The following is a 20464-nucleotide window of genomic DNA, read 5'->3' on the forward strand; positions in this document are numbered from 1 at the left end:
GCGCAGGCGGGAATCCAGCACAGCCTCTCCAACGCCCCCTGGATTCCCGCCTGCGCGGGAATGACGGGAGAAGCGATATACAGCTACCCAAACCTCCTGAGACAAGGAGAGGTTCAAAGCGCTAAGAGCCATGCACAGCATACGCATGCATCACCCCGCCTATTCCCGGCCCTGGGCCTGGGCACGCCGCCGCTCGCGCATTTTCTCCACATAGGCCCGCCTCTCTTCAGGCGGCATGGCCATCAGTTTCTTTTGCACATCGGGCGGCAGGCGGTCAAACCACGCCGGCCTGCTGGCGGCCGACGCAGGTACCGCCGCGCCCTCGGCCGCCGATGGTTGGCTGCCTGCCGGTTTCGGCGCGCTGGCGCTTGAAGCGGCCCCGGCCGCTGATTTTTCACTGGCCAGTTGCACCTTGCCGCCGTCCTTGACGGCATCGCCACCTTCGGTCACCACCAGTTCCCCGCCCTGTAGGCCGGAAGTGATCTGGATCTGGTCAGTCGTTGCCAGGCCGCGCTTCACGCTCTTCATATGCGCTACGCGATCACTGTCGACCACATACACATAATCACCCTTCGGCCCTGTGCGGACAGCGGTCACCGGTACAAGGATGCCGGACGCCGCTCCCAGCTGGAGCTGGATATTGACGAACTGCGCGGGATACAAGGTGCTGCCAGCATTGGCAAAGCGCGCCTTGGCCTTGACGGTGCCGGTGGTGGTGTCCACCACGTTGTCGAGCGTTGAAAAACTCCCCTGCTCCAGCCGCTTCGTGCGGCCACGGTCGAACGCGGCCACAGGCAAAGTGCCTTTTTGCTGCGCCGCGAGCACGTCGGGCACGCGGTCCTGCGGCACGGCGAACTGCACATCTATGGGCGCCATCTGCGTCAACGTGGCGATCGTGGTGCTGCCGGCCTGCATCATGTTGCCGGGATCTACCGCTCTCAACCCCACTCTTCCGGTAATGGGCGAGGTGACGCGGGCATAGGACACATTCAGCTTGGCCGCATCTTCGGAAGCCCGGTCACTCTGCACCGTACCCTCCAGTTGCTTGACCAGCGCAGCCTGGGTGTCAAGATCCTGGCGGGCAATGGAGTCTTGCTTCCACAAGGTCTGGTAGCGCTGCAAGGTCACGCGGGCGGCGGCCAGTTGGGCCTCGTCGCGGGCGCGCTGGCCTTGCGCCTGGGCAAGCGTTTGCTCGAACGGGCGCGGGTCGATGACCGCCAGGACTTCGCCCTTCTTGACTGTCTGCCCTTCGGTGAAGCGCACTTCGGTCAGTACGCCCGATACCTGTGGCTTCAAGGCCACCGTAACCACCGGCGTGACGGTGCCGAGCGCCTCGATATAAATGGGCAAATCGCCCTGCCTGGCCACGGCCGACCCCACGGTCACGGAAAACCCGCCACCGCCGGGCCCGCCCGCGAATCCGACCCGCCCGCCCGCCGGCATCTTGGAGCGCTGAACCAGCCACCATGCACCGCCAACCAGCAACGCGATCAACAGCAGGCCCACCACCCAGCTCAGCCAGCGGCGTTGCGGCCGGGACGGCACCTCAGGTGCGGCGGTGGGGGCATCGAACGGAGGTGTTGCGTGCATGATCTAAGGCTGAAATAACCATTTTTGGCATCCTGACCGCACGGCGAATCTCAAGGAATCATCCGCGCGGTAACAGAATTTCACTTAAATCGTAGCCGCAACCTGCAAACGCCCCAATATGGGGACTTGAAGATTTGTAAAGCCAGGTGAGCTTATGGCGCGTTACGGTCTCATTCCTGCCACACCACGGTGCCAGTCAGCCAAGTGGCGAGAACGATCAGCCCGAACACCAGCCGGTACCACGCGAACGGCACGAAACTATGGCTGGAGATATACCGCAGGAGCCAGCGCACACAGAACCAGGCGCTGACAAACGAAAACAGCAAGCCCACGGCAAACATCGGCAAATCAGCCGCCGACAGCAGCGCGCGCTCCTTGTAGAGCGAATACACGCCGGCGCCGATCAACGTGGGGATCGCCAGGAAGAATGAAAAATCGGTCGCGGCCTTGCGCGAAAGTCCCAGGAGCATGCCCCCGATGATGGTCGCCCCCGAGCGGCTGGTACCTGGAATCATGGCCAGGCATTGCACCAGGCCGACCTTGAGCGCATCCCACGCGGTCATCTCATCCACGCTGTGTATGCGGGCAGCGCTTTGCGGACGGCGCTCGGCCCAGAAAATGACGAGTGCCCCCAGAATGAAGGTGGTGGCCACCACCTGCGGGGTGAACAGGTGCGCCTTGATCATCTTGCCGAACAACAGGCCCAGCAGCACAGCGGGCAGGAACGCAATCAGCACATTGAGTGAAAAGCGCTGCGCATTCCGGCTGCTGGGCAGCGCCACCAGCGTTTCACGGATCTTCTGCCAATAGACGATGATGACCGCCAGAATGGCACCGGTCTGAATCGCAATTTCGAATACCTGGGCCTTGGTGCCCGTGAAATTGAGCAAACTGCCGGCCAGGATGAGATGGCCTGTGGATGAAATTGGCAGGAACTCGGTCAAGCCCTCCACGATGCCCATGATGGCGGACTTGAGCAGTAAAACGGTATCCACGTAAATCCTTTTCGTTGCGGCGGACTCAAATTCTACGGTGGGGGTCCGGGGTTAGGCGACGCTGAACAAGTCCCCGCGATGTGGCGCGCCCTGGATCGGGATGGGCTGCAAGGCGAAAAGCGTAGCGATATCAGGCGATATCGGGAGCATTTTCAACGCGGCAGACCGCCCGAGGCAGGGATGCGACGCGCGCGGGGACTTGTTCAGCGTTGCCTTACCCCGTATCCGACCTGTCCGGCCGCGTTGAATTTCACGCCTTCCAACTGCATTTCGCGCCGCCAGGCTGCATTTCGTCGCACCGCGCTGGCACTCGCGGGGCTCCATCGGCACAGTCACGCCATCGATCAACCCGAATCACGGAGAACATCATGCTGCTGACCACCCTGCTGATCCAACACCCTGAAGCCATTACCGACATCGTTCGCCAGACACCCGCATGGGTAGGCGGCCTGCTGGCCGGGCTGACCTGGCTGGGCCTTTCTTCCACCCGCTCCCGCGATGTCCACATCGGGCGTCTTGCGCTGATGCCCGTTGCCATGGGTGGGCTGGCCTTGTGGGGCGTGCAGTCGGCTTTTGCTTCCATGGGCCAGCTCATCGAACTGCTGGCCTTGTGGGCAATCTGCTACGCCGCGGTAGTGGCCGCCGGCTGGAACGCTCGCGCACCTGGCGGCACACATTACGAGCCTGCCACGCGCAGCTTCCATATGCCCGGCAGCTGGGTGCCGCTGCTGCTGATCGTGCTGGTGTTCCTGATGAAATACGGCGTGGGCGTGCAATTGGCCATGGAGCCCGCCCTGGCCCACCACACCGGCTTTGCCTTCGCCACCACCGCCGTGTATGGCGCGCTCTCAGGCCTGTTTGCCGTTCGCTCGCTGCGCGTGCTGCGCCTTGCCCGCCACCCTGGGGCCGCCCTGGCCACCTCCATCTGAACACCCAGAAACCTCAAGGAGATTGTCATGGCCCTGACCGATGCCTCAACCCACGCAGGCGAACTCAAGCTGCAGCGCCTGGCCCGCAAACGCGCCGGTGCAAAAATGGGCTGGTTCATTCACGCTACGGTATACGTCCTGGTCAACACCTGGCTCGCATTGATCGCAGCCTCGGGTGGGCGGCCATGGCATCTGTATCCCTTGGCCGGCTGGGGCGTGGGATTGGCCTTGCACGCCATTGCCGTCTGGTGGCTAGGGTCCGGTGCCACTCTGCGCGAAAACCTGGTGGAGCGCGAATTGCGCCGCCTGCGCGCAAAAAAATGACCCCCACGCTCCCCTGCTTCGCATGGTCCGCCGCCCCCCGAGGGGGCGCTTTTTGTCTCAGAACGTGTTTACGATCTCATCGCGAGGGCTGTTGTGTCCGAAAAGCTGTGGCTGCAAGGCGAAAACCGCAGGGGTACCTCGTGGTATCGCGTGGATTTTTGCGGCCGGCTTAGGCAACGCCGCAGACGCAGTTTTTTGGGCGCAACGGACCCGCGAGGAGATCGTAAACACGTTCTCAGGAGCGGCCCAGCGGCAAAAATCAACACCATCAAGGTAGGCCCAAAGTGGGAATATCTACGAGCACAATGCACCTCATGAGCACACCAGCCACTCCCATCGTCGTTCATCACCTGGAGCAGTCGCGCTCACAGCGCATTCTGTGGCTGCTGGAAGAACTTGGTCTGCCTTATGAAATCGTGCACTACCGCCGCGATCCGCAGACCATGCTGGCGCCCCCTGAACTCAGGAAGATCCACCCGCTCGGCAAATCACCCGTGGTGTGCGTCGATGGCCTGACGCTCGCCGAGTCCGGAGCCATCATCGAGACACTGGCCGAACGTTACGGCGCCGGCCGGTTGACCCCGCCCCCAGGCACTCCTGAAGCGCTGCGCTACCGCTACTGGCTCCATTACGCCGAAGGCTCCGCCATGCCACCGCTGCTGCTCAAGCTCGTGTTCGACCGCATCGCGCGGGCACCCATGCCTTTCTTTGCGCGGCCGATTGCCAAGGGCATCGTTGGTAAGGCCATGAGCAGCTTCATCCAGCCTCAGCTCACACTGCATCTGAAATTCATGGAAGGCGAACTGGCACAACGCGAGTGGTTTGCCGGGGCGGAATTCACCGCCGCCGATATCCAGCTCAGCTTCCCGCTCGAAGCCGCGCAAGCGCGCGCCGGCCTGGATGCCCGCTACCCTCGCCTGACAGACTGGCTGAAGCGCATCCACGCCAGGCCGGCCTACCAGAAAGCCGTACAGCAAGGCGGTCCGAGCGAACCTCTGAATTAGTTGGTACTCAGTTCATGAGATTGCGTATCGACTGGCTCAGCACCCTGCGCCACGGCGTGCAAGTCGTGGCCTTCTGCTGCATCGTCGCGGTACTCACCACGACCATCTGGCCCAACAGGCCGTATTGGATCCAGGTCGGCAGCTCTCTCTGTATTGGCTTGACTACCTGGGCGGTGATCGAGTTTGGCCGCTACTTTGTCGATGAACGCCACTGCCACCACTCCGCGAGCGGGGGGCATGGCTGGCCAGCAGGGTGGCGCGGGGTTGTCTTGTCGGCCATCGGCATTGCCTGCGGCTTTTTCTTCGGCAATGCGCTGGGGCACTATCTGTTCGGCGAGGGCGACAGCATGCGCAGCACGCAGGACGAGCAGATCGGACTGGTCCTGACCATTGTCGCGGGCGCCGCGGCCACTTTCTATTTTCACTTGCGCGGCAAGGCAGCCCATCTGATGGCTGAAAAGAACGCGGCTGAGCGCGATGCCAGCGAAGCGCAACTGAAGCTCCTTCAAAGCCAGCTGGAGCCGCACATGCTGTTCAATACCCTGGCCAACCTGCGCGCGCTGATCGGCATCGACCCTGCCGCAGCCCAGCAAATGGTGGACCGGATCAACGACTATCTGCGCGCCACGCTCAGCGCCTCGCGCGCCACGGCCCACCCGCTGGCAGCGGAATTTGACCGGCTGCGTGACTACCTGGAGCTGATGGCGATCCGCATGGGTTCACGGTTGAAATACTCACTCGAACTGCCTGACGAACTGCGCGCAGAGCCGATTCCCACCTTGCTGCTGCAACCGTTGGTCGAAAATGCCATCAAGCACGGGCTTGAGCCCAAAGTAGCTAGAGGTACCGTGACGGTGCGGGCGCTAGAGGGTGAGGAAAATCGGCTGGTGCTGGAAGTGATCGATACCGGAGTGGGGTATGCGCCGAGCGCCTCCAACCCCACCCAGCCAGGCGGCAATGGCTTCGGCCTTGCCCAGGTACGTGAACGCGTGGCCACTGCTTATGGCGGGCGCGGCACGGTCAGTGTTCAATCCGAGCCCGGTACCGGCACCACCGTGCGCATCAGTCTGCCCATCCACGAATGACCAGCCCTCCGACCGCCCTGATCGCCGAAGACGAACCCCTGCTGGCCGCCGCCCTTGCGGCCGAACTGGCAAAAGCATGGCCCGAACTGCGCATTGCCGCCACCGTCGGCGATGGCGAGAGCGCGGTCGAGCAGGCACTCCGGCTTCAACCTGACGTGCTGTTCTTCGATATCCGCATGCCCGGCCAGAGCGGGCTCGATGCCGCCGCGGAACTGGCCGATACCTGGGATACCGGTGCGCGGCCATTTCCCGCACTGGCCTTCGTCACGGCCTACGACCAGTATGCGGTGCAGGCCTTCGAAACACAGGCCGTGGACTATGTGCTCAAACCCGTGCAACCCGAGCGGCTGGCAAAGACGGTACAGAAACTGCGTGAGGCTTTGCACAGACGCCCTTCCGCTTCCTCTACGGCGGGCCCCATTGGAACTGGTGACGCGCTCGAAGCCACCGCGCATCAGCTGCGGCAGCTGCTGGCAGCGCTGCAACCCTCGCCCCAAGCAGCAGCCGCCCCTACCCGCTTGCGCCAACTGCAGGTCAGCAGCGCCGCGGGCAGCAGCGTCATCCGCATGGTGCCTCTGGCGGAGGTTTTATATCTGCAGGCTGCGGACAAGTACGTACGGGTGGTGACGGCAAACGGCGAGCACCTGCTGCGCACACCGCTGAAGGAATTGTTGCCGCTACTCGATGCCGAGGAGTTCTGGCAGATCCACCGAGGCACAGTAGTACGCGCCAGCGCCATCGAGGCCGTTCAACGGGACGAAAGCGGCAAATACATCATCTCCCTGCGCGGGCACGCCGACCACCTGCTGGTAAGCCGGCTATACAGTCACCTGTTCAAGGCAATGTAGATTCATTTCAGCGCCAACCATGGCGATGGTGGCGATGCCGGCCATGCCTGTAATACCTCGGCGGCTCGTAATACACCGGCGCTGGACGGTACACCACACCCGGTTGGTAATAGACCGGCGGGGCCACGTAGACCGGGCGCGGTGCCACATAAACTGGCGCGGGCTGCACGTACACCGGTTGCGGCGCGTAGTACGGACGGGCATTGCTGACCCCGACGGACACACCCGGCCCGCCAACCCCGACCGACCAGTAGACATCGCTGCGTGCCTGTGCCACTGAACTGGCACCCAAGGCTGCCGCACCGAGCAGCCCCAAAGCCAGAAAGCGCCTGAAAGACCGCCAAACACGTGATTGAATCTGATTCATAAGGGACTCCTCAATAAGCCGTGCGCCAGAAAATGCGGCCGATATGACCAGGACACCAGATGAGCGCAGGACGCGACTGCCCCTATTAAACGGGCCAAACCCGGATACAGACCACCGCTGCTCAGTGAAACCCGTGTCAAAAAGTAAACAGTCTTCCTAAGGAGCCGGATCAAGGGAGCTTAGAACGGCGAGTGACATGGCCAACACGCCGAGGCTGATGGTCGGCCGCGGTTCCGGTGCGAATGCGGGGGAATGATTGGGCGGCAACGGAGGGGTGCTGCCGTTGCGGGCCGCAGCCTCGCGCTCGGGCGCATAGGCGCCGAGACCGAAGAACATCGACGGCACGCCGGCGTCGACGAACTCCGAGAAGTCCTCCCCGGCCGTGGTCGGCGGCGAAATACGCACTTTGTCGCCCAGGGCGGCGCGCAACATTTTCGCGGCACGGGCTGTCACACCAACATCGTTAACCACGCCCTTCACGCCCTCGACAATCCGGATGTCCGGGACGGGTGCATCCGACATGGCCGCCGAGGCCTTTGCTACCCGTTCAACAGAGGCTAGCAGCTTCGCGCGCTCGCCTAGGTCACGGGTGTACAGGCTGCCCCGCACCAGCACGTTGTCGGGCACGATGTTGGGTGCGCTGCCGCCTTGGATGGAGCCGATGGTGAGCACGCCAAATTCCGCCGGATTCTTCTGCCGCGCGAGGACGCTCTGCAGGTCGGTCACGAAGCGCGCAGCGATGACCACGGGATCGATAGTCTTGTCAGGCATCGAGCCGTGGCCTCCACGACCGTGGAAGTCGATCTCCAATTGATCGGAGTTCGAGGTCCGGATACCAGGCGCGAAGGAGATCGCGTCATTGGAGAACGGCGCCACGTGCAACGCGAATGCGACGTCGGGCTTGGGGTACCGCGTGAACAGGCCGTCCTTCAGCATCGCCTTGGCGCCGCTCACGGTCTCCTCGGCCGGCTGTGCAACGAACATCAGGGTGCCGTGCCAACGATCCTTCATATCCACCAGCCGACGTGCCGTGCCGACCCATGCGGCCATATGGATGTCATGGCCGCAGCTATGCGCCACGAAGGTCTCGCGGCCATTCCACACGGCCTTGGTGCGGCTGGCGTAGTCGAGCCCGGTCTTCTCCTCCATCGGCAGTGCGTCCAGCTCGGTGCGCACCATCGCAACTGGTCCATGGCCGTTACGAAAGATAGCGACAACGCCAGTGCCCCCGACCTTCTCCATCACTTCAAAACCGATTCCGCGCATTGCTTCAGCGAGCTTCGCGGCGGTGCGCGTTTCCTGGAACGAGAGTTCGGGGTGAGCGTGGATATCCTTGTAGAGTGCGTCGAGCACCGGATAGTCGCGTTCGACGGCTGCGCGAATCGCGGCAGCGGTCCCGACAGCATCCGGGGCAGCGGCCGCCGACGACGACAGCAGGGCGGCTGCGATCGCTGCCAAGGCGGTAGGTTTGAGCATCATGGTCATATCAAATGAGAGTTGGGTAATAAAACTCATCGAGGGTTCTTAGCTACGGGGCAATTAGCACCTCTTCTGGGAAATGCGTAATTCGAAACTATTTACCCAACTAACAGGGTGCGCCAAATTATCTTCCTAGAAAGACAAATTACAACTCAGGCTTTCCCTAGTTCCATTGCTACCATGCTTCGCTGAGGCATCGCAGGAGATCGTCGAGGGGGTGCGGCTCGGTGCACTCGTGCTCTTCGGCCTCATGTGAAATACCTATCTGGAGCTATCGAGAAACAAAAAATTCATACGCATCCTGTTTCGCAGAATCTGCCTCGCCTCGCGTCCTAAAATCGGGTTATGTCTTCTCCCAAAGAACCGGCGAAATCGGCCAAAACGGCTGAAACCCCAAAGCCCAGCAACTTTCTTCGGCACGTGATCGAGGCCGATCTCGAAAACGGCGCCTACGCCAGCCGCCGCTGGGGCGGCAGCCCGGGTGATGGTCCCCACCATACGGGCGGCATTCCGGACCCCGCCAAGATCCGCACCCGCTTCCCCCCTGAGCCCAACGGCTACCTGCATATCGGCCATGCCAAGAGCATCTGGCTGAATTTCAGCCTGGCCGACCAATACGGTGGCGTATGCCACTTGCGCTTCGACGATACCAACCCTGAGAAGGAAGAACAGGAATATGTCGACAGCATCCGCGAAACCGTGGCCTGGCTCGGCTACAGCACCTTGCTGGCTGATCAGCCCCAGGCGCCCGGTACAGAGCAGCCGCACGAATACTTCGCGAGCAACTATTTCGATTTCATGTATCGGGCTGCCGAATACCTGGTCGAATCCGGGCATGCCTATGTAGATGAGCAAACCCCCGAGCAGATGCGCGCCGCGCGCGGCGACTTCGGCACGCCGGGGACCAACAGCCCCTTCCGGGACCGCACGCCGGCCGAAAACCTGAGCCTGCTGCGCGAGATGCGGGACGGCAAGCACGCCGATGGCGCCATGGTGCTGCGCGCCAAGATCGACATGGCTTCGCCCAACATCAACATGCGCGATCCCACGATTTACCGCATCCGCCGGGCCACGCACCACAACACCGGGGACAAGTGGTGCATCTATCCCATGTACACCTACGCGCACCCCATCGAGGATGCGCTGGAGCAGATCACCCACAGCGTCTGCACCCTGGAGTTCGAGGATCAGCGCCCCTTCTATGACTGGCTGCTGGAACGCTTGTGCGAAGGCGGCTTGCTCACGGCCCCCTCCCCTCACCAGTACGAATTCGGCCGGCTCAATGTGGAGCATGTCATCACCAGCAAGCGCAAGCTGCGCCAGCTAGTGGAAGAAAAACACGTTTCCGGCTGGGACGATCCGCGCATGCCTACGCTGGTTGGCATGCGCCGGCGCGGCTACACCGCGGAATCGATCAAGTTGTTCGCAGAGCGCAGCGGCGTCACCAAGACCGGCAACGCCTGGACCGACTATGCGGCCCTGGATGCAGCCCTGCGGGAAACGCTCGACCCTCACGCCACGCGTGCCATGGCCGTGCTGGAGCCCGTGAAGCTCGTCCTCGAAAACTGGGCCGAGGTGTTCGGCAGCGACACCCATCTGGAAGCCTGCGAAGCGCCTGCCCACCCCCATCACCCTGAAATGGGCCAGCGCCGCTTCACGCTCGGCAAGGAAGTGTGGATCGAACGCACGGATTACGAAGAAACGCCACCCAAGGGCTTCTTCAGGCTGTTCCCGGGCAACAAGGTGCGGCTGAAGTATGGCTATGTCATCGAGTGCACGGGGGCCACGAAAGACGCCGCCGGCAACCTCCAGGCCGTGCTCGCCAAGCTGGTCCCCGACACCAAGTCAGGCACACCCGGCGCCGACAGCGTCAAAGTCAAGGGCGTCATCACCTGGGTCGGCGTGGCGGATGGCAAGCCGGCTGAGGTTCGTTTGTACGACCGCCTGTTCTCCGAGGCGCAACCCGACGCAGGCGGTCGGGACTTCCTTTCCGTGCTGAACCCGAACAGCTTGAGCATCGCTCAGGCCATCGTGGAGCCTGGCCTGGCCAGCGCCGCCCCCGAAAGCCGCTTTCAATTCGAGCGCCATGGCTTCTTCGTGGCGGACCGGCATGATCATGCGCCCGGTCAGGACGGGAATGGCCGCCTCGTGTTCAACCGGATCACGGGGTTGAAGGATTCGTGGAGTAAGTAAGCGAGTAAGCACGACGGCGGCATGGAACCCCTCCTGGCCGCCTGTTACTCATCAGGACCGGGCTGCTTAAGCGTCCGTGTCCGCCTCGCGCTGTGTGCCTTACGTGCGATGCGGTTCCGTATTCCGTTGAAACCGTTAAAGACACGCACATGCCAACCCCACCCTCCAGCCGCAGCGCCAGCCCCGCCCGAGCCGCGGAACGGCCTACCGCCGAGCATACGATGCCCATGCCCAATGTCCCGCATGGCCAGGGGCGGCAAATACGGCATGGCAATGGCCAAACCGCAAGCACCTTGCGTGACGGCATGCATGACACCCAGCAAGAGATCGGCGGCGCTCATCAGGCCCCACGGCGGCCGGCCGCGCCCCCATTCTCGCGAGCCTGATACCGCTGGAAGCCGGCGAGCAGATGAACCATGAGGAAATCCCAGCCCGCAGGGTACCCTTGCCCCGGACCAGGGGGAGATCGAGAACGACTTCATCATCATGCGCGCCATGCAGAACCTGTTCCAGGCAACCCAGGCTCGCCTCGCCAATCTTGAGGGTCCCGAAGCATTTCCTGGCTTGCGCGAGCCGCAAGCGCGAGCGCTCACGGAATTGAAGGAACGCGTTTTCGGGTCAAACGATGGACGAGCTGCGTTTTCCATTCTCGAACGCGCCAGCAGGCGCTACAGCATCAATACCTCGCATGAATTGAATCGCCAGGGGATCATCCTATCCATTTCAGATCAGATCGATCTGTACCGGCATCAAACAAACCTGATGCATCTATTCCGCGCTGATTTCATGGCGGCGCAAGGGTCTCTCCCGCCGCAGACGCCAGCCTTTACCTGGAATGAGAACACCCTCATGGCGGATGATGATTGGCCATTCGCGGAAGCCGAGGAGTACTTGACCCTCCAGTTCACGCCGAATGAAACACACCTGGGACTGCGCAGCAGCGCGATTCAATTCTGGGGTGAGCTGTGGTCCGGCACCACCCAGGTGTTCGACGTCAAGATCGAATTGGATGCCTCCGCGAGCACACTGGATACGATCGCCGCCACTCTTGATGCAGTGGAAATTCCCGCCGATTTCGGGCTCATGCGATCGGTATTGGCCATGTTCACCGAAAGCGCTGATTTCGCAGGATTCGCCCAGGAAACGCTCGATTCCGAAGCAGCCACAAGGTCGTTCGAGATATTTGAACACGCCCATGCCCGCGCCCTCCAGAATGGCAATATCCACCCCTATGGATTGGATTTCCTCGATTTCGAGGTGTGTGCACTGGAGAAGTATCGCGATCAACTGGTACGATGGCTGCAGCAAAAGCTGGTAGCCAATGCCCAGTTGAAAGCGGCGCAGAAGGAACAGACCCGATCCATCGTACCAATGGATGGCGTGCCACAGGAAAAAGTCCACTCCAACCGCTCCGCGCCCACATACAACTGGGCTTTGCGGTTCGACGGCCAGGAAACCTCAACTACCGTGCCTCGGAACGCCATCCAATTCTGGGGCGAATTGCTCGTCTGGTACGGCAGCCCCGGCGAGGCTGTTCCCGCACGCGTATTGGACATCACGTCAGCTGAAGGCCCTGTCCGGCACTGACTCGCTTACAGTTTGCCGGCCGCCGCTGCTTCGGCCCCGGGGCTGGCATCTATCAGTTCATCGATCACCAGCGTCCGATAGTAATAAGCCAGCAACGCACCGGCGTCTTTCAACGCTTGCGTGAGGGCATCAATGTCAGCCCCCGCAACCTCGATCAGAACGCCGGCTTCGTTTTCACGTGCCAGCTCGACATAGCGCAGCATGAATTGATCCTCGCGCCCCACAGACGGCATACCGCCAACCTCTTCCGCACGCTGGCCGAAAGTTTGCCTGATATCTTCCGACCGCACCACGTCCACGGCTCCCACGTGCGCGATAGCGGCCACCTTGTGCGCGGCGTGATGCGCCGCCGACTCATCGGGGAACATCGAGAAAACATGCCCCTTGGGATAGTAGGCGCCACCTATGGTGAAATGGTTGCGCTCGACAACAAAGCTGTTCATGGCGGGTTGCCCCCTTTCCATTCATCTTGCAGATGGAAAGTCCATTCTTGTCCTTTCCACGAAGCCCTGTTGTAGGACAGCAGCGCGGCCTGCCCAAGAGATCATTCATGGGAACTTTTTTCTAGCCCCCACAGCCATGCTTTGACACAATTGTGAAATGTCAATACATGAAATAGGGTTGTGGTCAGGATTGGCCGGCGGGTTGCTCACTCTGGCCGCCCTGACCTTGAGCGACCTCATCTCCGATCATTGGAGCCTGGGGTCGCTGCGCAACGCGGTTTTCGTGTTGGCGGCTGGCGCGGCCGTAATGGTGGTTCTGGGCTTGCCGGAAGTTCTGTTCCCCGAATGGAATGGCCTCGGCCTGCGCATCATCAAGGCAAGCATTGGCCCGCTGGTAGCCGCCTTGACCTTGTTCTACCTGGCGCAATGGATAGGCGGCAGGCGCGAAGATATCGTCGTCTATCGCATCACGGCCTGGGGCGCACGCTTTCTGGTGCTGTCCGCCATCGTGCTGGCTTCGGCCACGATCATGGTATCGGCCACGGAATTCAGGGGCGTGCTGGCGGCCACGGCCATCGTGAACCTTCTGGCCGTACTGCTGGGTGCCAGCCTGGCCCTGCGGGCCTCCGCCTTGGGCGATCCGCTGGCGCGGTGGATGGCGCTCTCCTGCGGAGTACTGTTCTTCATGACCTTGGGCGTCTATCTGCGAGGCCTGCAGTTTCCACTGGGTATGGGCGCATGGATCCTGACCGCCATGCTGACCCTGGCCTATTTCGTTCTGACCTCGGTCCTGGTGCGGATACGCAACCGCGAAAACCGCCGCCTGACTCAACTGACGCGGCTCGATCCCACGATCGAACCCACCACCGGCCTGCCCAGCGGCGCCAGCCTGGTTTCCAAGGTAGAGCATGCCTTCTGGGTAGCTGGGCGCAAGCAGGGCCGCTGCACGGTGGTCTGCATCTACCTGCGCAACCTCTACGAGCTGGCCGATACCGTAGGGCATGGCGCGGACTACCAGATCCTTCAGGTCATGGCAGCCCGCATCCGGCGGACAGTCGGCTTCCGATGCGTAGTGGGTATCTACCACCCGCGCTGCTTCGTGGTGGTGTTCGACACAGACCACTACAGCCAGCGGTTGACCCCCATTCTTTCCCGGCTACGCGCCTTCCTTCCCCAAGCCATCCAGATCATGGGAAACGATGCCAAGGAGCACACCTTCAGGCCCGTCGTGGGCCTGGGGTTGATGGAGTCCGCAGCCAGCCATGCAAACGTTCTGGACATATTGCATGAGGCAGAGCGCCAATCACAGTATTCGAATCCAGCCCAATCCGAAGACAGTATCGACACCATTCAATAAGAGCGGGGATGGGAATGGGCCACCTCCCAACCCTTTCGCACCTAAGCCGGAGTACTGCATACTGCACCTATCGTCTCGTATGGCTTTGACAAAGGTGTGGCATGGATTACCTCCCCCAGCTCCTGACCCTTTCCGGCATCATCCTGCTGGCGTGCGCCAGCCCGGGGCCCGATTTCGTGGCCATCACCTCACAAGCGCTGAGCGACCGCCGCTCTGGCGTTTTCACGGGGTTGGGCATTACCTGCGCCGTGGCTATCTGGGCCTGTCTGGCGGTATTCGGCTTCGGGCTGCTTGTCCAGCAATTCGTATGGCTCTATGAAAGCATCCGCCTGGCGGGGGCGGCTTACCTGGTTTACCTTGGAGTTCGCATGCTGATCGGTGCCTTGCGGCACCAGGCCGATGCCCAAGACATCACCGAGGCGCCGCGCATGAGCATCGGCCAGTCCTGGCGCAGAGGATTCCTGGTAGGCATCACCAATCCCAAGACCGCGACCTTCTTCGCCACCCTCTTCGTCACACTGCTCCCCGTGGGCGCGCCTCTTTGGGTCTACGCGGCAGTGGTCGCGGTCGTGGTCTGTATCACGGCCCTGTGGATGTGCCTGCTGGCCTCGTGTTTTTCAATCAGCGCGGTACGCCGAGCCTATGCACGCATACGCCGCCCCATTGACGCCTTGATGGGTGCCGCCCTGGTCGGCCTGGGCGTCAGGATGGCTGCCAGCCGGTAATTTTCAGGCTGGCTCAGGCATATCGGCCGGCACCTGCAGATGCGAACGTGCCTGTTCCCAGACCTGCCGGGGCGGCAGGGGTTTCAGCTTGTGGTCGCTCCACACCTGGCGCCAAAGCCGCGCGCCGCGACGGCCATGATGCAACCCAAGCATGTGGCGGGCAATCGCTGACCACGGCGTGCCATCTTCGACCGCTTCCCGCTCCATGTAAGCCACCATTTCGGCCTCCACCTCGTCTGGCGAGAGCCCAGGGGTGTCATTTCTTCCCAGAAACCGGGTGTCCCAGTCGCTCATGATCCATGGATGATGGTAAGCCTCGCGCCCCAGCATCACGCCGTCGACGTGCCGCAGATGCTCTGCAATCTGTTCGTTGGTAGTCACACCGCCGTTGAGCACAATGGTGAAATCGGGAAAGTCGCGCTTGAGCCGGTACACCAGCTCATAGCGCAAAGGCGGAATCTCCCGGTTTTCCTTCGGGCTCAGCCCCTTCAGCCAGGCATTTCGCGCATGCACGATGAAAACCCGGCAGCCCGCTATGCCCACGGTACCCACGAAATCGCGCACAAAATCGTAGCTTTCCTCTCGGTCGATGCCAATGCGGTGTTTCACCGTGACAGGCACATCCACCGCGTCGACCATCGCCTTTACCCCATCGGCCACCAGTTGAGGCTCGGCCATCAGGCACGCACCGAACGCGCCGCGCTGCACCCGTTCGCTGGGGCAGCCACAATTGAGGTTGATCTCGTCGTACCCCCACCGCGCGCCAATCTTCGCGCACTCAGCCAATTCAGCCGCCTCGCTACCGCCTAACTGCAAGGCCACCGGGTGTTCGCATTCGTCCATGCGCAGGTGCCGCCGCTCGGCACCATGCAGCAGGCCCCCCGTGGTGACCATTTCGGTGTAAAGCAGGGTTTGACGGGTCAGCAGGCGGTGAAAGAAGCGGCAATGCTTATCAGTCCAGTCGAGCATCGGCGCGACAGACAAGCGCCAAGGACTAACCGGCGACGCGGTTGATTCGGCCAAATTCGGAAAAGTCGACATGGCTCGATTATCGTTCCAGGGGGAAAACAGCCCTGAACCGGTTCTTCGCCCTCGGTTAAAAAAGAAAAATTTCGCACCGATGTCACATACGGCTCGGCTCGCTCGTCATGTCACCGCAACCCATTTTGCAATCCATTCCCAAGGAGATTGAACCATGCCCCCCAAGCTCGACCCTTTTACAGCCGCCCCCGCCCAGATGAAAGCATGGAGGAGTGCTTCCATGGCCATTGCGGCCAGCATCGAGCCCAGTCTCGTGTCGCTGGTCGAAATCCGCTCATCGCAGATCAACAGTTGCGCGAACTGCCTTAACATGCATACCGTCTTCGCGAGAGAGCGCGGGGAAACCGAACAGCGGATCTATCTGCTCTCCGCCTGGCGCGAAGCCCCTTGCTACTCCGATCGCGAGCGCGCGGCGTTGGGATGGACAGAGGCGCTCACGCGGTTGTCGGAAAGCGCGGAGCTGGAGGTGGAGCGGAAAGCGCTGGCGGCCCACTTCACCGAAGAGGAACAAGTGAAGCTCACGCTCATGATCAACGTCATCAATGGCTGGAACCGCCTGGCGGTAGGTTTTGGTCTGTGGATCGACCCTGCAGCAGTAAGGGCCATGGCACAAACGCCGGCCCAATGACGCACTCAGTCCCCCCGTCAGAGCAGGCCGCCGCGAGCTTCCATCCGCTGCGGCCCATGCTGCTCCGTGTGGCCTATCGCATGTTGGGGTCGGTCGCGCACGCCGAAGATATCGTTCAAGATGCCTTCATCCGCTGGATGGAGGTCGACCCCAACGAAGTACGCGTACCTGAAGCCTTTTTGCGCCGCATGGTCATGCGGATGTGTCTGGATGAGCTCAAATCGGCGCGGCACCAGCGTGAAACCTACATCGGCCCCTGGCTCCCCGAACCCATGGTCGAAGAAGACGAGGAAGAAGACGTGGCGCTGCCACTGATGCTCGCGCTCGAGCGCCTGTCCCCGCTCGAACGCGCGGCATTTCTGCTGCACGACGTATTCGGACTGGAGTTCGAGGAAGTGGCGGCAACGATTCATCGCGAGCCAGCCGCGTGCCGGCAACTTGCAGCCCGGGCACGGGTCCACGTCCGGGAATCCCGGCCGCGCTTTCGCGTTGAAAAGCAGCGTGGATTGGAAATCGCACAGGCTTTTTTCGCGGCATCGCGCAGCGGTGATGCGAGTACGCTCGGCGCCATGCTGGCGAATGATGTCAGCCTGCACGCCGATGGTGGAGGCAAGCGCCCGGCGATCATGCAGCCGGTCTTCGGCTTCGAGCAGGTGATGAAAATCCATGCCGGCCTGGCTACTCTGTTCCGCAAGAGCAGTTCCACCTTCGTACGCGCATGCTACATCAACGGCCTGCCCGGATTCGTCACGCTCGAAGGCGACGGGCAGTTGCAGACCACGGCGCTCGAAATCGAGAATGACAAAATCGTGGCCATCTACGTGGTGCGCAACCCCGACAAGCTGCGGCACCTGCACTAAGGCATGCCGCTGCAGACATAAGCTTGGCAGCTCACCTGCCCAGGAGCTTCAGAAACGCCCTGGTATGAGGCACATCGCGAAGAAACGGGGGCACCGAAAGCACCAGCAGCAGAGCAGCCAGTGGTACGACGCAGATGAAGCCGATGAACTTGAAGCCGAGTGCGCCGGTAATGCCTCCGAGCACGAACATCCCCACGAGCCCTGCGGAAACCCGCATGCGCCGCCAGTTGTGCACGACGACCTGGTGTGGTGCCTGCCGGTGCCGGGCCCGGAAAATGATTTTGCCCAGTTCCATTCCCAGATCAGTGATGTTTCCGGTCATGTGCGTGGTTCGGATGCTGCCGCCCGACGTCTTCGAGCCAACGGCATTTTGCAGTCCCATGATGAACGAGAGCAGCAGAACCGTCAGCGGCACGGCAAAAGGCGTGCTCCAGGTCAACATGACCGTGCCCATCAGTCCGAAGGGAAACATGAGCAATGCTTCGAGCATCAGTGGCAGCGCGTAGACACAATAAAGCCGGTGCTGGCGGCTCCAATTCACCAGCATGGCGCATACAGCCGCCCCTGTGATGAAAGCCAAAATGGCTCCCAGCGCATTCAGCAGAAGCTTTCCGTTCTCGAGAACCAGCCCATCAGCCAACTGCGAAGCAAAGCCCGTCATATGCGAGGTATACATGTGCAGCATCAGGAATCCGCCCGCATTCACCGCCCCGGCGTTGAATGCCAGCAACAGCCCGAGAGCAATATTGGTTGAGTAGGTTCGATGCCGGCTGGTGAGATGGCGAATTCTGCGCATGGGGTTCTCCAGCCCTTATTGTGCTCCCGAGGATTCCTTCATCCTGAATGCGCAAATGGATATGCGCTTACAGCAAAAAACCCGCCGAAGCGGGTTCTTTACCGGATCTTCCGTGGTACGTCGTATACCGTACGCCGGTTATTCCATGTGCAGGCCGCCGTTGCACGAGAAATTGGCGCCGGTGGTGAAACCGGAGTCCTCGCTGGACAGCCACGCGACGATGGAACCGATTTCCTCGGGCATACCCAGGCGCTTGACCGGAATGGTGGCCACGATCTTTTCCAGCACGTCGGGCCGGATGGCTTTCACCATGTCGGTACCGATATAGCCCGGGCTCACGGTGTTCACAGTGACACCCTTGCTGGCCATTTCCTGTGCCAGAGCCATGGTGAAGCCGTGCATGCCGGCCTTGGCCGCCGAATAGTTGGTCTGGCCAGCCTGTCCCTTTTCACCGTTGACCGAGCTGATCTGGACGATACGGCCCCAGCCTCGCTCCACCATGTCAGGCACGACCTGCTTGGTCACGTTGAACATGGAGTTGAGGTTGGTGTCGATCACCGCGTCCCAGTCGTCACGGGTCATCTTCAGGAACATGCGGTCACGCGTAATACCCGCGTTGTTGACCAGCACGTCGATCGGGCCGTGCTCGGCCTTGGCCTTGGCAAAGGCCTCCGTGGTGGATTGCCAGTCACTCACGTTACCCACGCTGGCATAGAAGGTGAAGCCCTGAGCCTTCTGCTCATCAAGCCACTTCTGGAAATCGCGTGTTGGGCCGCAACCAGCGATGACCTTGAACCCTTCCTTGTGCAAGCGACGGCAAATCGAAGTACCGATACCACCCATGCCACCCGTCACATATGCAACTTTCTGACTCATCGTCTGTCCCCTTGGTTAATTCAATTCAGTTATAAAAAATCTTTCAGGAAATACGCCGATGGATAGATGGATATCGTCATTCCCAGATGGCCGTGCATCCTGCAGGCGAAGTGGTGGGAATGACGAACGGCGTAACTCCTGTTCAAATCATCTTTCGAGGGCGAGCGCAACGCCCATGCCGCCGCCGATGCACAAACCGGCCACGCCCTTCTTCGCCCCGCTGCGCTGCATCTCGTGCAACAGCGTGACCAGAATCCGGCAACCGCTGGCGCCGATCGGGTGGCCGATGGCGATGGCGCCGCCGTTCACGTTGACTTTTGCCGGATCAACCCCGAGCAGCTTGTTCACTGCGCAGGCCTGGGCCGCGAAGGCTTCATTGAGTTCAAACAGGTCGACATCGCTCACATTCCACCCTGCCCGCTTGAGCGCTTTCTGCGTCGCGCCGACAGGGCCCAGACCCATGGTGGCCGGATCAAGGCCGACAGTCGCGTAGCTGGCAATGCGCGCCAGAGGCGTCAAGCCCATGGCGGCGGCCTTCTTGGCTGTCATGACGACCACGGCGGCGGCGCCATCGTTGATGCCGCTGGCGTTGCCGGCTGTCACGGTGCCGGCCTTGTCGAAGGCGGGGCGCAAGCCTGCGAGGGCTTCCGCATTGGTCTTCGTATTGATGTACTCATCGGCAGCGAACACCACCGGATCACCCTTGCGCTGGGGGATGCTCACAGGCGTGATTTCATCCTTGAACTTGCCTGCGGCCTGCGCAGCGGCGGCCTTCTTCTGGCTGTTCAAGGCCAGTTCATCCTGCTGCTCGCGGGAGATGCCCTCCTGCTTGGCAACGTTCTCGGCCGTGATACCCATGTGATACTGGTTGTAGACGTCCCACAGGCCGTCAACGATCATGGAATCGATCATTTTCCAGTCGCCCATGCGCATGCCGTCGCGGCTGCCGAGCAGCACGTGCGGGCTGGCGCTCATGTTTTCCTGGCCGCCTGCCACCACGATCTCGCTGTCGCCCGTCGCAACGGCCTGATGCGCGAGCATCACGGCCTTCAAGCCCGAGCCGCATACCGCGTTGATGGTGAGCGCCGGCACCGCCTTCGAGATGCCCGCCTTGATCAGCGCCTGGCGAGCCGGGTTCTGGCCCGCACCGGCAGCCAGCACCTGCCCCATGATGACTTCGCCGACCTCGTCGAGACCGACCTTGGCGCGCTCCAGCGCGGCCTTGAGAACGATGCTGCCCAGCTCTGTCGCCGGCACTTTGGCCAGCGAGCCACCGAACTTGCCCACGCCCGTGCGTGTTGCTGAAACGATGACAATATCTTCCACTTTATCTCTCC

At 61.6% G+C, this 20464-nt stretch carries 21 protein-coding genes; 12 read left to right on the forward strand and 9 right to left on the reverse strand.

All coding sequences use genetic code 11. The features are described 5' to 3' along the window. Positions 1 to 159 precede the first annotated feature (159 nt). Both WJU18_RS18360 and WJU18_RS18365 read right to left on the reverse strand, forming a co-directional pair. Complete coding sequence (locus WJU18_RS18360; RefSeq protein WP_423454572.1) at positions 160 to 1590, reverse strand: efflux RND transporter periplasmic adaptor subunit; 1431 nt, start codon at positions 1588 to 1590, stop codon at positions 160 to 162. Between the two features lie 170 nt (positions 1591 to 1760). Beyond that, positions 1761 to 2585, reverse strand: coding sequence for an undecaprenyl-diphosphate phosphatase (locus WJU18_RS18365; RefSeq protein WP_423454574.1), 825 nt, complete (start codon positions 2583 to 2585; stop codon positions 1761 to 1763). 368 nt (positions 2586 to 2953) lie between these two features. Here WJU18_RS18365 and WJU18_RS18370 point away from each other — a divergent pair, with 368 nt between their 5' ends. The 5 genes from WJU18_RS18370 (at position 2954) to WJU18_RS18390 (ending at position 6775) form a co-directional block, all read left to right on the forward strand. Continuing rightward, on the forward strand, positions 2954 to 3514 hold the full coding sequence (locus WJU18_RS18370; protein WP_423454575.1) for a DUF6622 family protein: 561 nt from the start codon (positions 2954 to 2956) through the stop codon (positions 3512 to 3514). A 27-nt stretch (positions 3515 to 3541) separates the two neighbouring features. Then, complete coding sequence (locus WJU18_RS18375; RefSeq protein ID WP_423454577.1) at positions 3542 to 3838, forward strand: 2TM domain-containing protein; 297 nt, start codon at positions 3542 to 3544, stop codon at positions 3836 to 3838. A gap of 314 nt (positions 3839 to 4152) precedes the next feature. Next, entirely contained in the window at positions 4153 to 4842 is a 690-nt protein-coding gene (locus tag WJU18_RS18380) for a glutathione S-transferase (RefSeq protein ID WP_423454578.1), read from the forward strand. Positions 4843 to 4856: 14 nt separating this feature from the next. Beyond that, positions 4857 to 5927, forward strand: coding sequence for a sensor histidine kinase (locus WJU18_RS18385; protein WP_423454579.1), 1071 nt, complete (start codon positions 4857 to 4859; stop codon positions 5925 to 5927). Beyond that, positions 5924 to 6775, forward strand: coding sequence for a LytR/AlgR family response regulator transcription factor (locus tag WJU18_RS18390; RefSeq protein WP_423454581.1), 852 nt, complete (start codon positions 5924 to 5926; stop codon positions 6773 to 6775). The genes WJU18_RS18385 and WJU18_RS18390 overlap by 4 nt, the downstream gene beginning before the upstream one ends. A gap of 7 nt (positions 6776 to 6782) precedes the next feature. Here the strand turns inward: WJU18_RS18390 and WJU18_RS18395 are convergent, their stop codons facing one another. Further along, positions 6783 to 7142: a hypothetical protein gene (locus WJU18_RS18395; RefSeq protein WP_423454582.1), complete on the reverse strand. Its 360-nt coding sequence runs from the start codon at positions 7140 to 7142 to the stop codon at positions 6783 to 6785. Positions 7143 to 7298: 156 nt separating this feature from the next. Beyond that, entirely contained in the window at positions 7299 to 8621 is a 1323-nt protein-coding gene (locus WJU18_RS18400; RefSeq protein WP_423461035.1) for an amidohydrolase, read from the reverse strand. Positions 8622 to 8966: 345 nt separating this feature from the next. Here WJU18_RS18400 and WJU18_RS18405 point away from each other — a divergent pair, with 345 nt between their 5' ends. From WJU18_RS18405 to WJU18_RS18415, 3 genes are all read left to right on the forward strand, one after another. Further along, entirely contained in the window at positions 8967 to 10814 is a 1848-nt protein-coding gene (locus WJU18_RS18405) for a glutamine--tRNA ligase/YqeY domain fusion protein (RefSeq protein ID WP_423454584.1), read from the forward strand. 149 nt (positions 10815 to 10963) lie between these two features. Continuing rightward, entirely contained in the window at positions 10964 to 11200 is a 237-nt protein-coding gene (locus WJU18_RS18410) for a hypothetical protein (protein ID WP_423454586.1), read from the forward strand. Between the two features lie 100 nt (positions 11201 to 11300). Next, positions 11301 to 12401, forward strand: a complete 1101-nt coding sequence (locus tag WJU18_RS18415; protein WP_423454588.1) for a hypothetical protein — start codon at positions 11301 to 11303, stop codon at positions 12399 to 12401. A gap of 5 nt (positions 12402 to 12406) precedes the next feature. Here WJU18_RS18415 and WJU18_RS18420 read toward each other — a convergent pair whose 3' ends face one another. Beyond that, positions 12407 to 12844, reverse strand: a complete 438-nt coding sequence (locus tag WJU18_RS18420) for a hypothetical protein (protein ID WP_423454590.1) — start codon at positions 12842 to 12844, stop codon at positions 12407 to 12409. 157 nt (positions 12845 to 13001) lie between these two features. On the opposite strand from WJU18_RS18420, the gene WJU18_RS18425 reads away from it, so the two are divergent. Together WJU18_RS18425 and WJU18_RS18430 are read left to right on the forward strand one after the other, a co-directional pair. Further along, the gene (locus WJU18_RS18425; protein ID WP_423454592.1) at positions 13002 to 14201 is read left to right on the forward strand and encodes a diguanylate cyclase domain-containing protein; all 1200 of its coding nucleotides are present in this window, start codon (positions 13002 to 13004) and stop codon (positions 14199 to 14201) included. A gap of 101 nt (positions 14202 to 14302) precedes the next feature. Next, on the forward strand, positions 14303 to 14926 hold the full coding sequence (locus WJU18_RS18430) for a LysE family translocator (RefSeq protein ID WP_423454594.1): 624 nt from the start codon (positions 14303 to 14305) through the stop codon (positions 14924 to 14926). A gap of 3 nt (positions 14927 to 14929) precedes the next feature. On the opposite strand, the gene dusA is transcribed toward WJU18_RS18430, so the two are convergent. Then, on the reverse strand, positions 14930 to 15967 hold the full coding sequence (gene dusA / locus WJU18_RS18435) for a tRNA dihydrouridine(20/20a) synthase DusA (protein WP_423454595.1): 1038 nt from the start codon (positions 15965 to 15967) through the stop codon (positions 14930 to 14932). Positions 15968 to 16121: 154 nt separating this feature from the next. On the opposite strand from dusA, the gene WJU18_RS18440 reads away from it, so the two are divergent. Together WJU18_RS18440 and WJU18_RS18445 are read left to right on the forward strand one after the other, a co-directional pair. After that, positions 16122 to 16595 carry a carboxymuconolactone decarboxylase family protein gene (locus WJU18_RS18440; RefSeq protein WP_423454597.1) on the forward strand — a complete coding sequence of 158 codons (474 nt, stop codon included), beginning with the start codon at positions 16122 to 16124 and terminating at the stop codon, positions 16593 to 16595. Further along, positions 16592 to 17455, forward strand: a complete 864-nt coding sequence (locus WJU18_RS18445; RefSeq protein ID WP_423454598.1) for a sigma-70 family RNA polymerase sigma factor — start codon at positions 16592 to 16594, stop codon at positions 17453 to 17455. Before WJU18_RS18440 ends, WJU18_RS18445 begins: the two co-directional genes overlap by 4 nt. Positions 17456 to 17486: 31 nt before the next feature. Here the strand turns inward: WJU18_RS18445 and WJU18_RS18450 are convergent, their stop codons facing one another. The 3 genes from WJU18_RS18450 to WJU18_RS18460 form a co-directional block, all read right to left on the reverse strand. After that, a complete protein-coding gene (locus WJU18_RS18450; protein ID WP_423454599.1) occupies positions 17487 to 18251 on the reverse strand; it encodes a YoaK family protein in 765 nt (254 codons plus the stop codon). Positions 18252 to 18389: 138 nt separating this feature from the next. Next, a complete protein-coding gene (gene phbB, locus WJU18_RS18455) occupies positions 18390 to 19127 on the reverse strand; it encodes an acetoacetyl-CoA reductase (RefSeq protein WP_423454601.1) in 738 nt (245 codons plus the stop codon). Positions 19128 to 19274: 147 nt separating this feature from the next. After that, a complete protein-coding gene (locus WJU18_RS18460; RefSeq protein WP_423454602.1) occupies positions 19275 to 20453 on the reverse strand; it encodes an acetyl-CoA C-acetyltransferase in 1179 nt (392 codons plus the stop codon). Positions 20454 to 20464: the final 11 nt, after the last annotated feature.

This window comes from Ottowia sp. VDI28 (assembly GCF_049532675.1).
In the GTDB taxonomy this organism is placed as follows: domain Bacteria; phylum Pseudomonadota; class Gammaproteobacteria; order Burkholderiales; family Burkholderiaceae_C; genus Ottowia.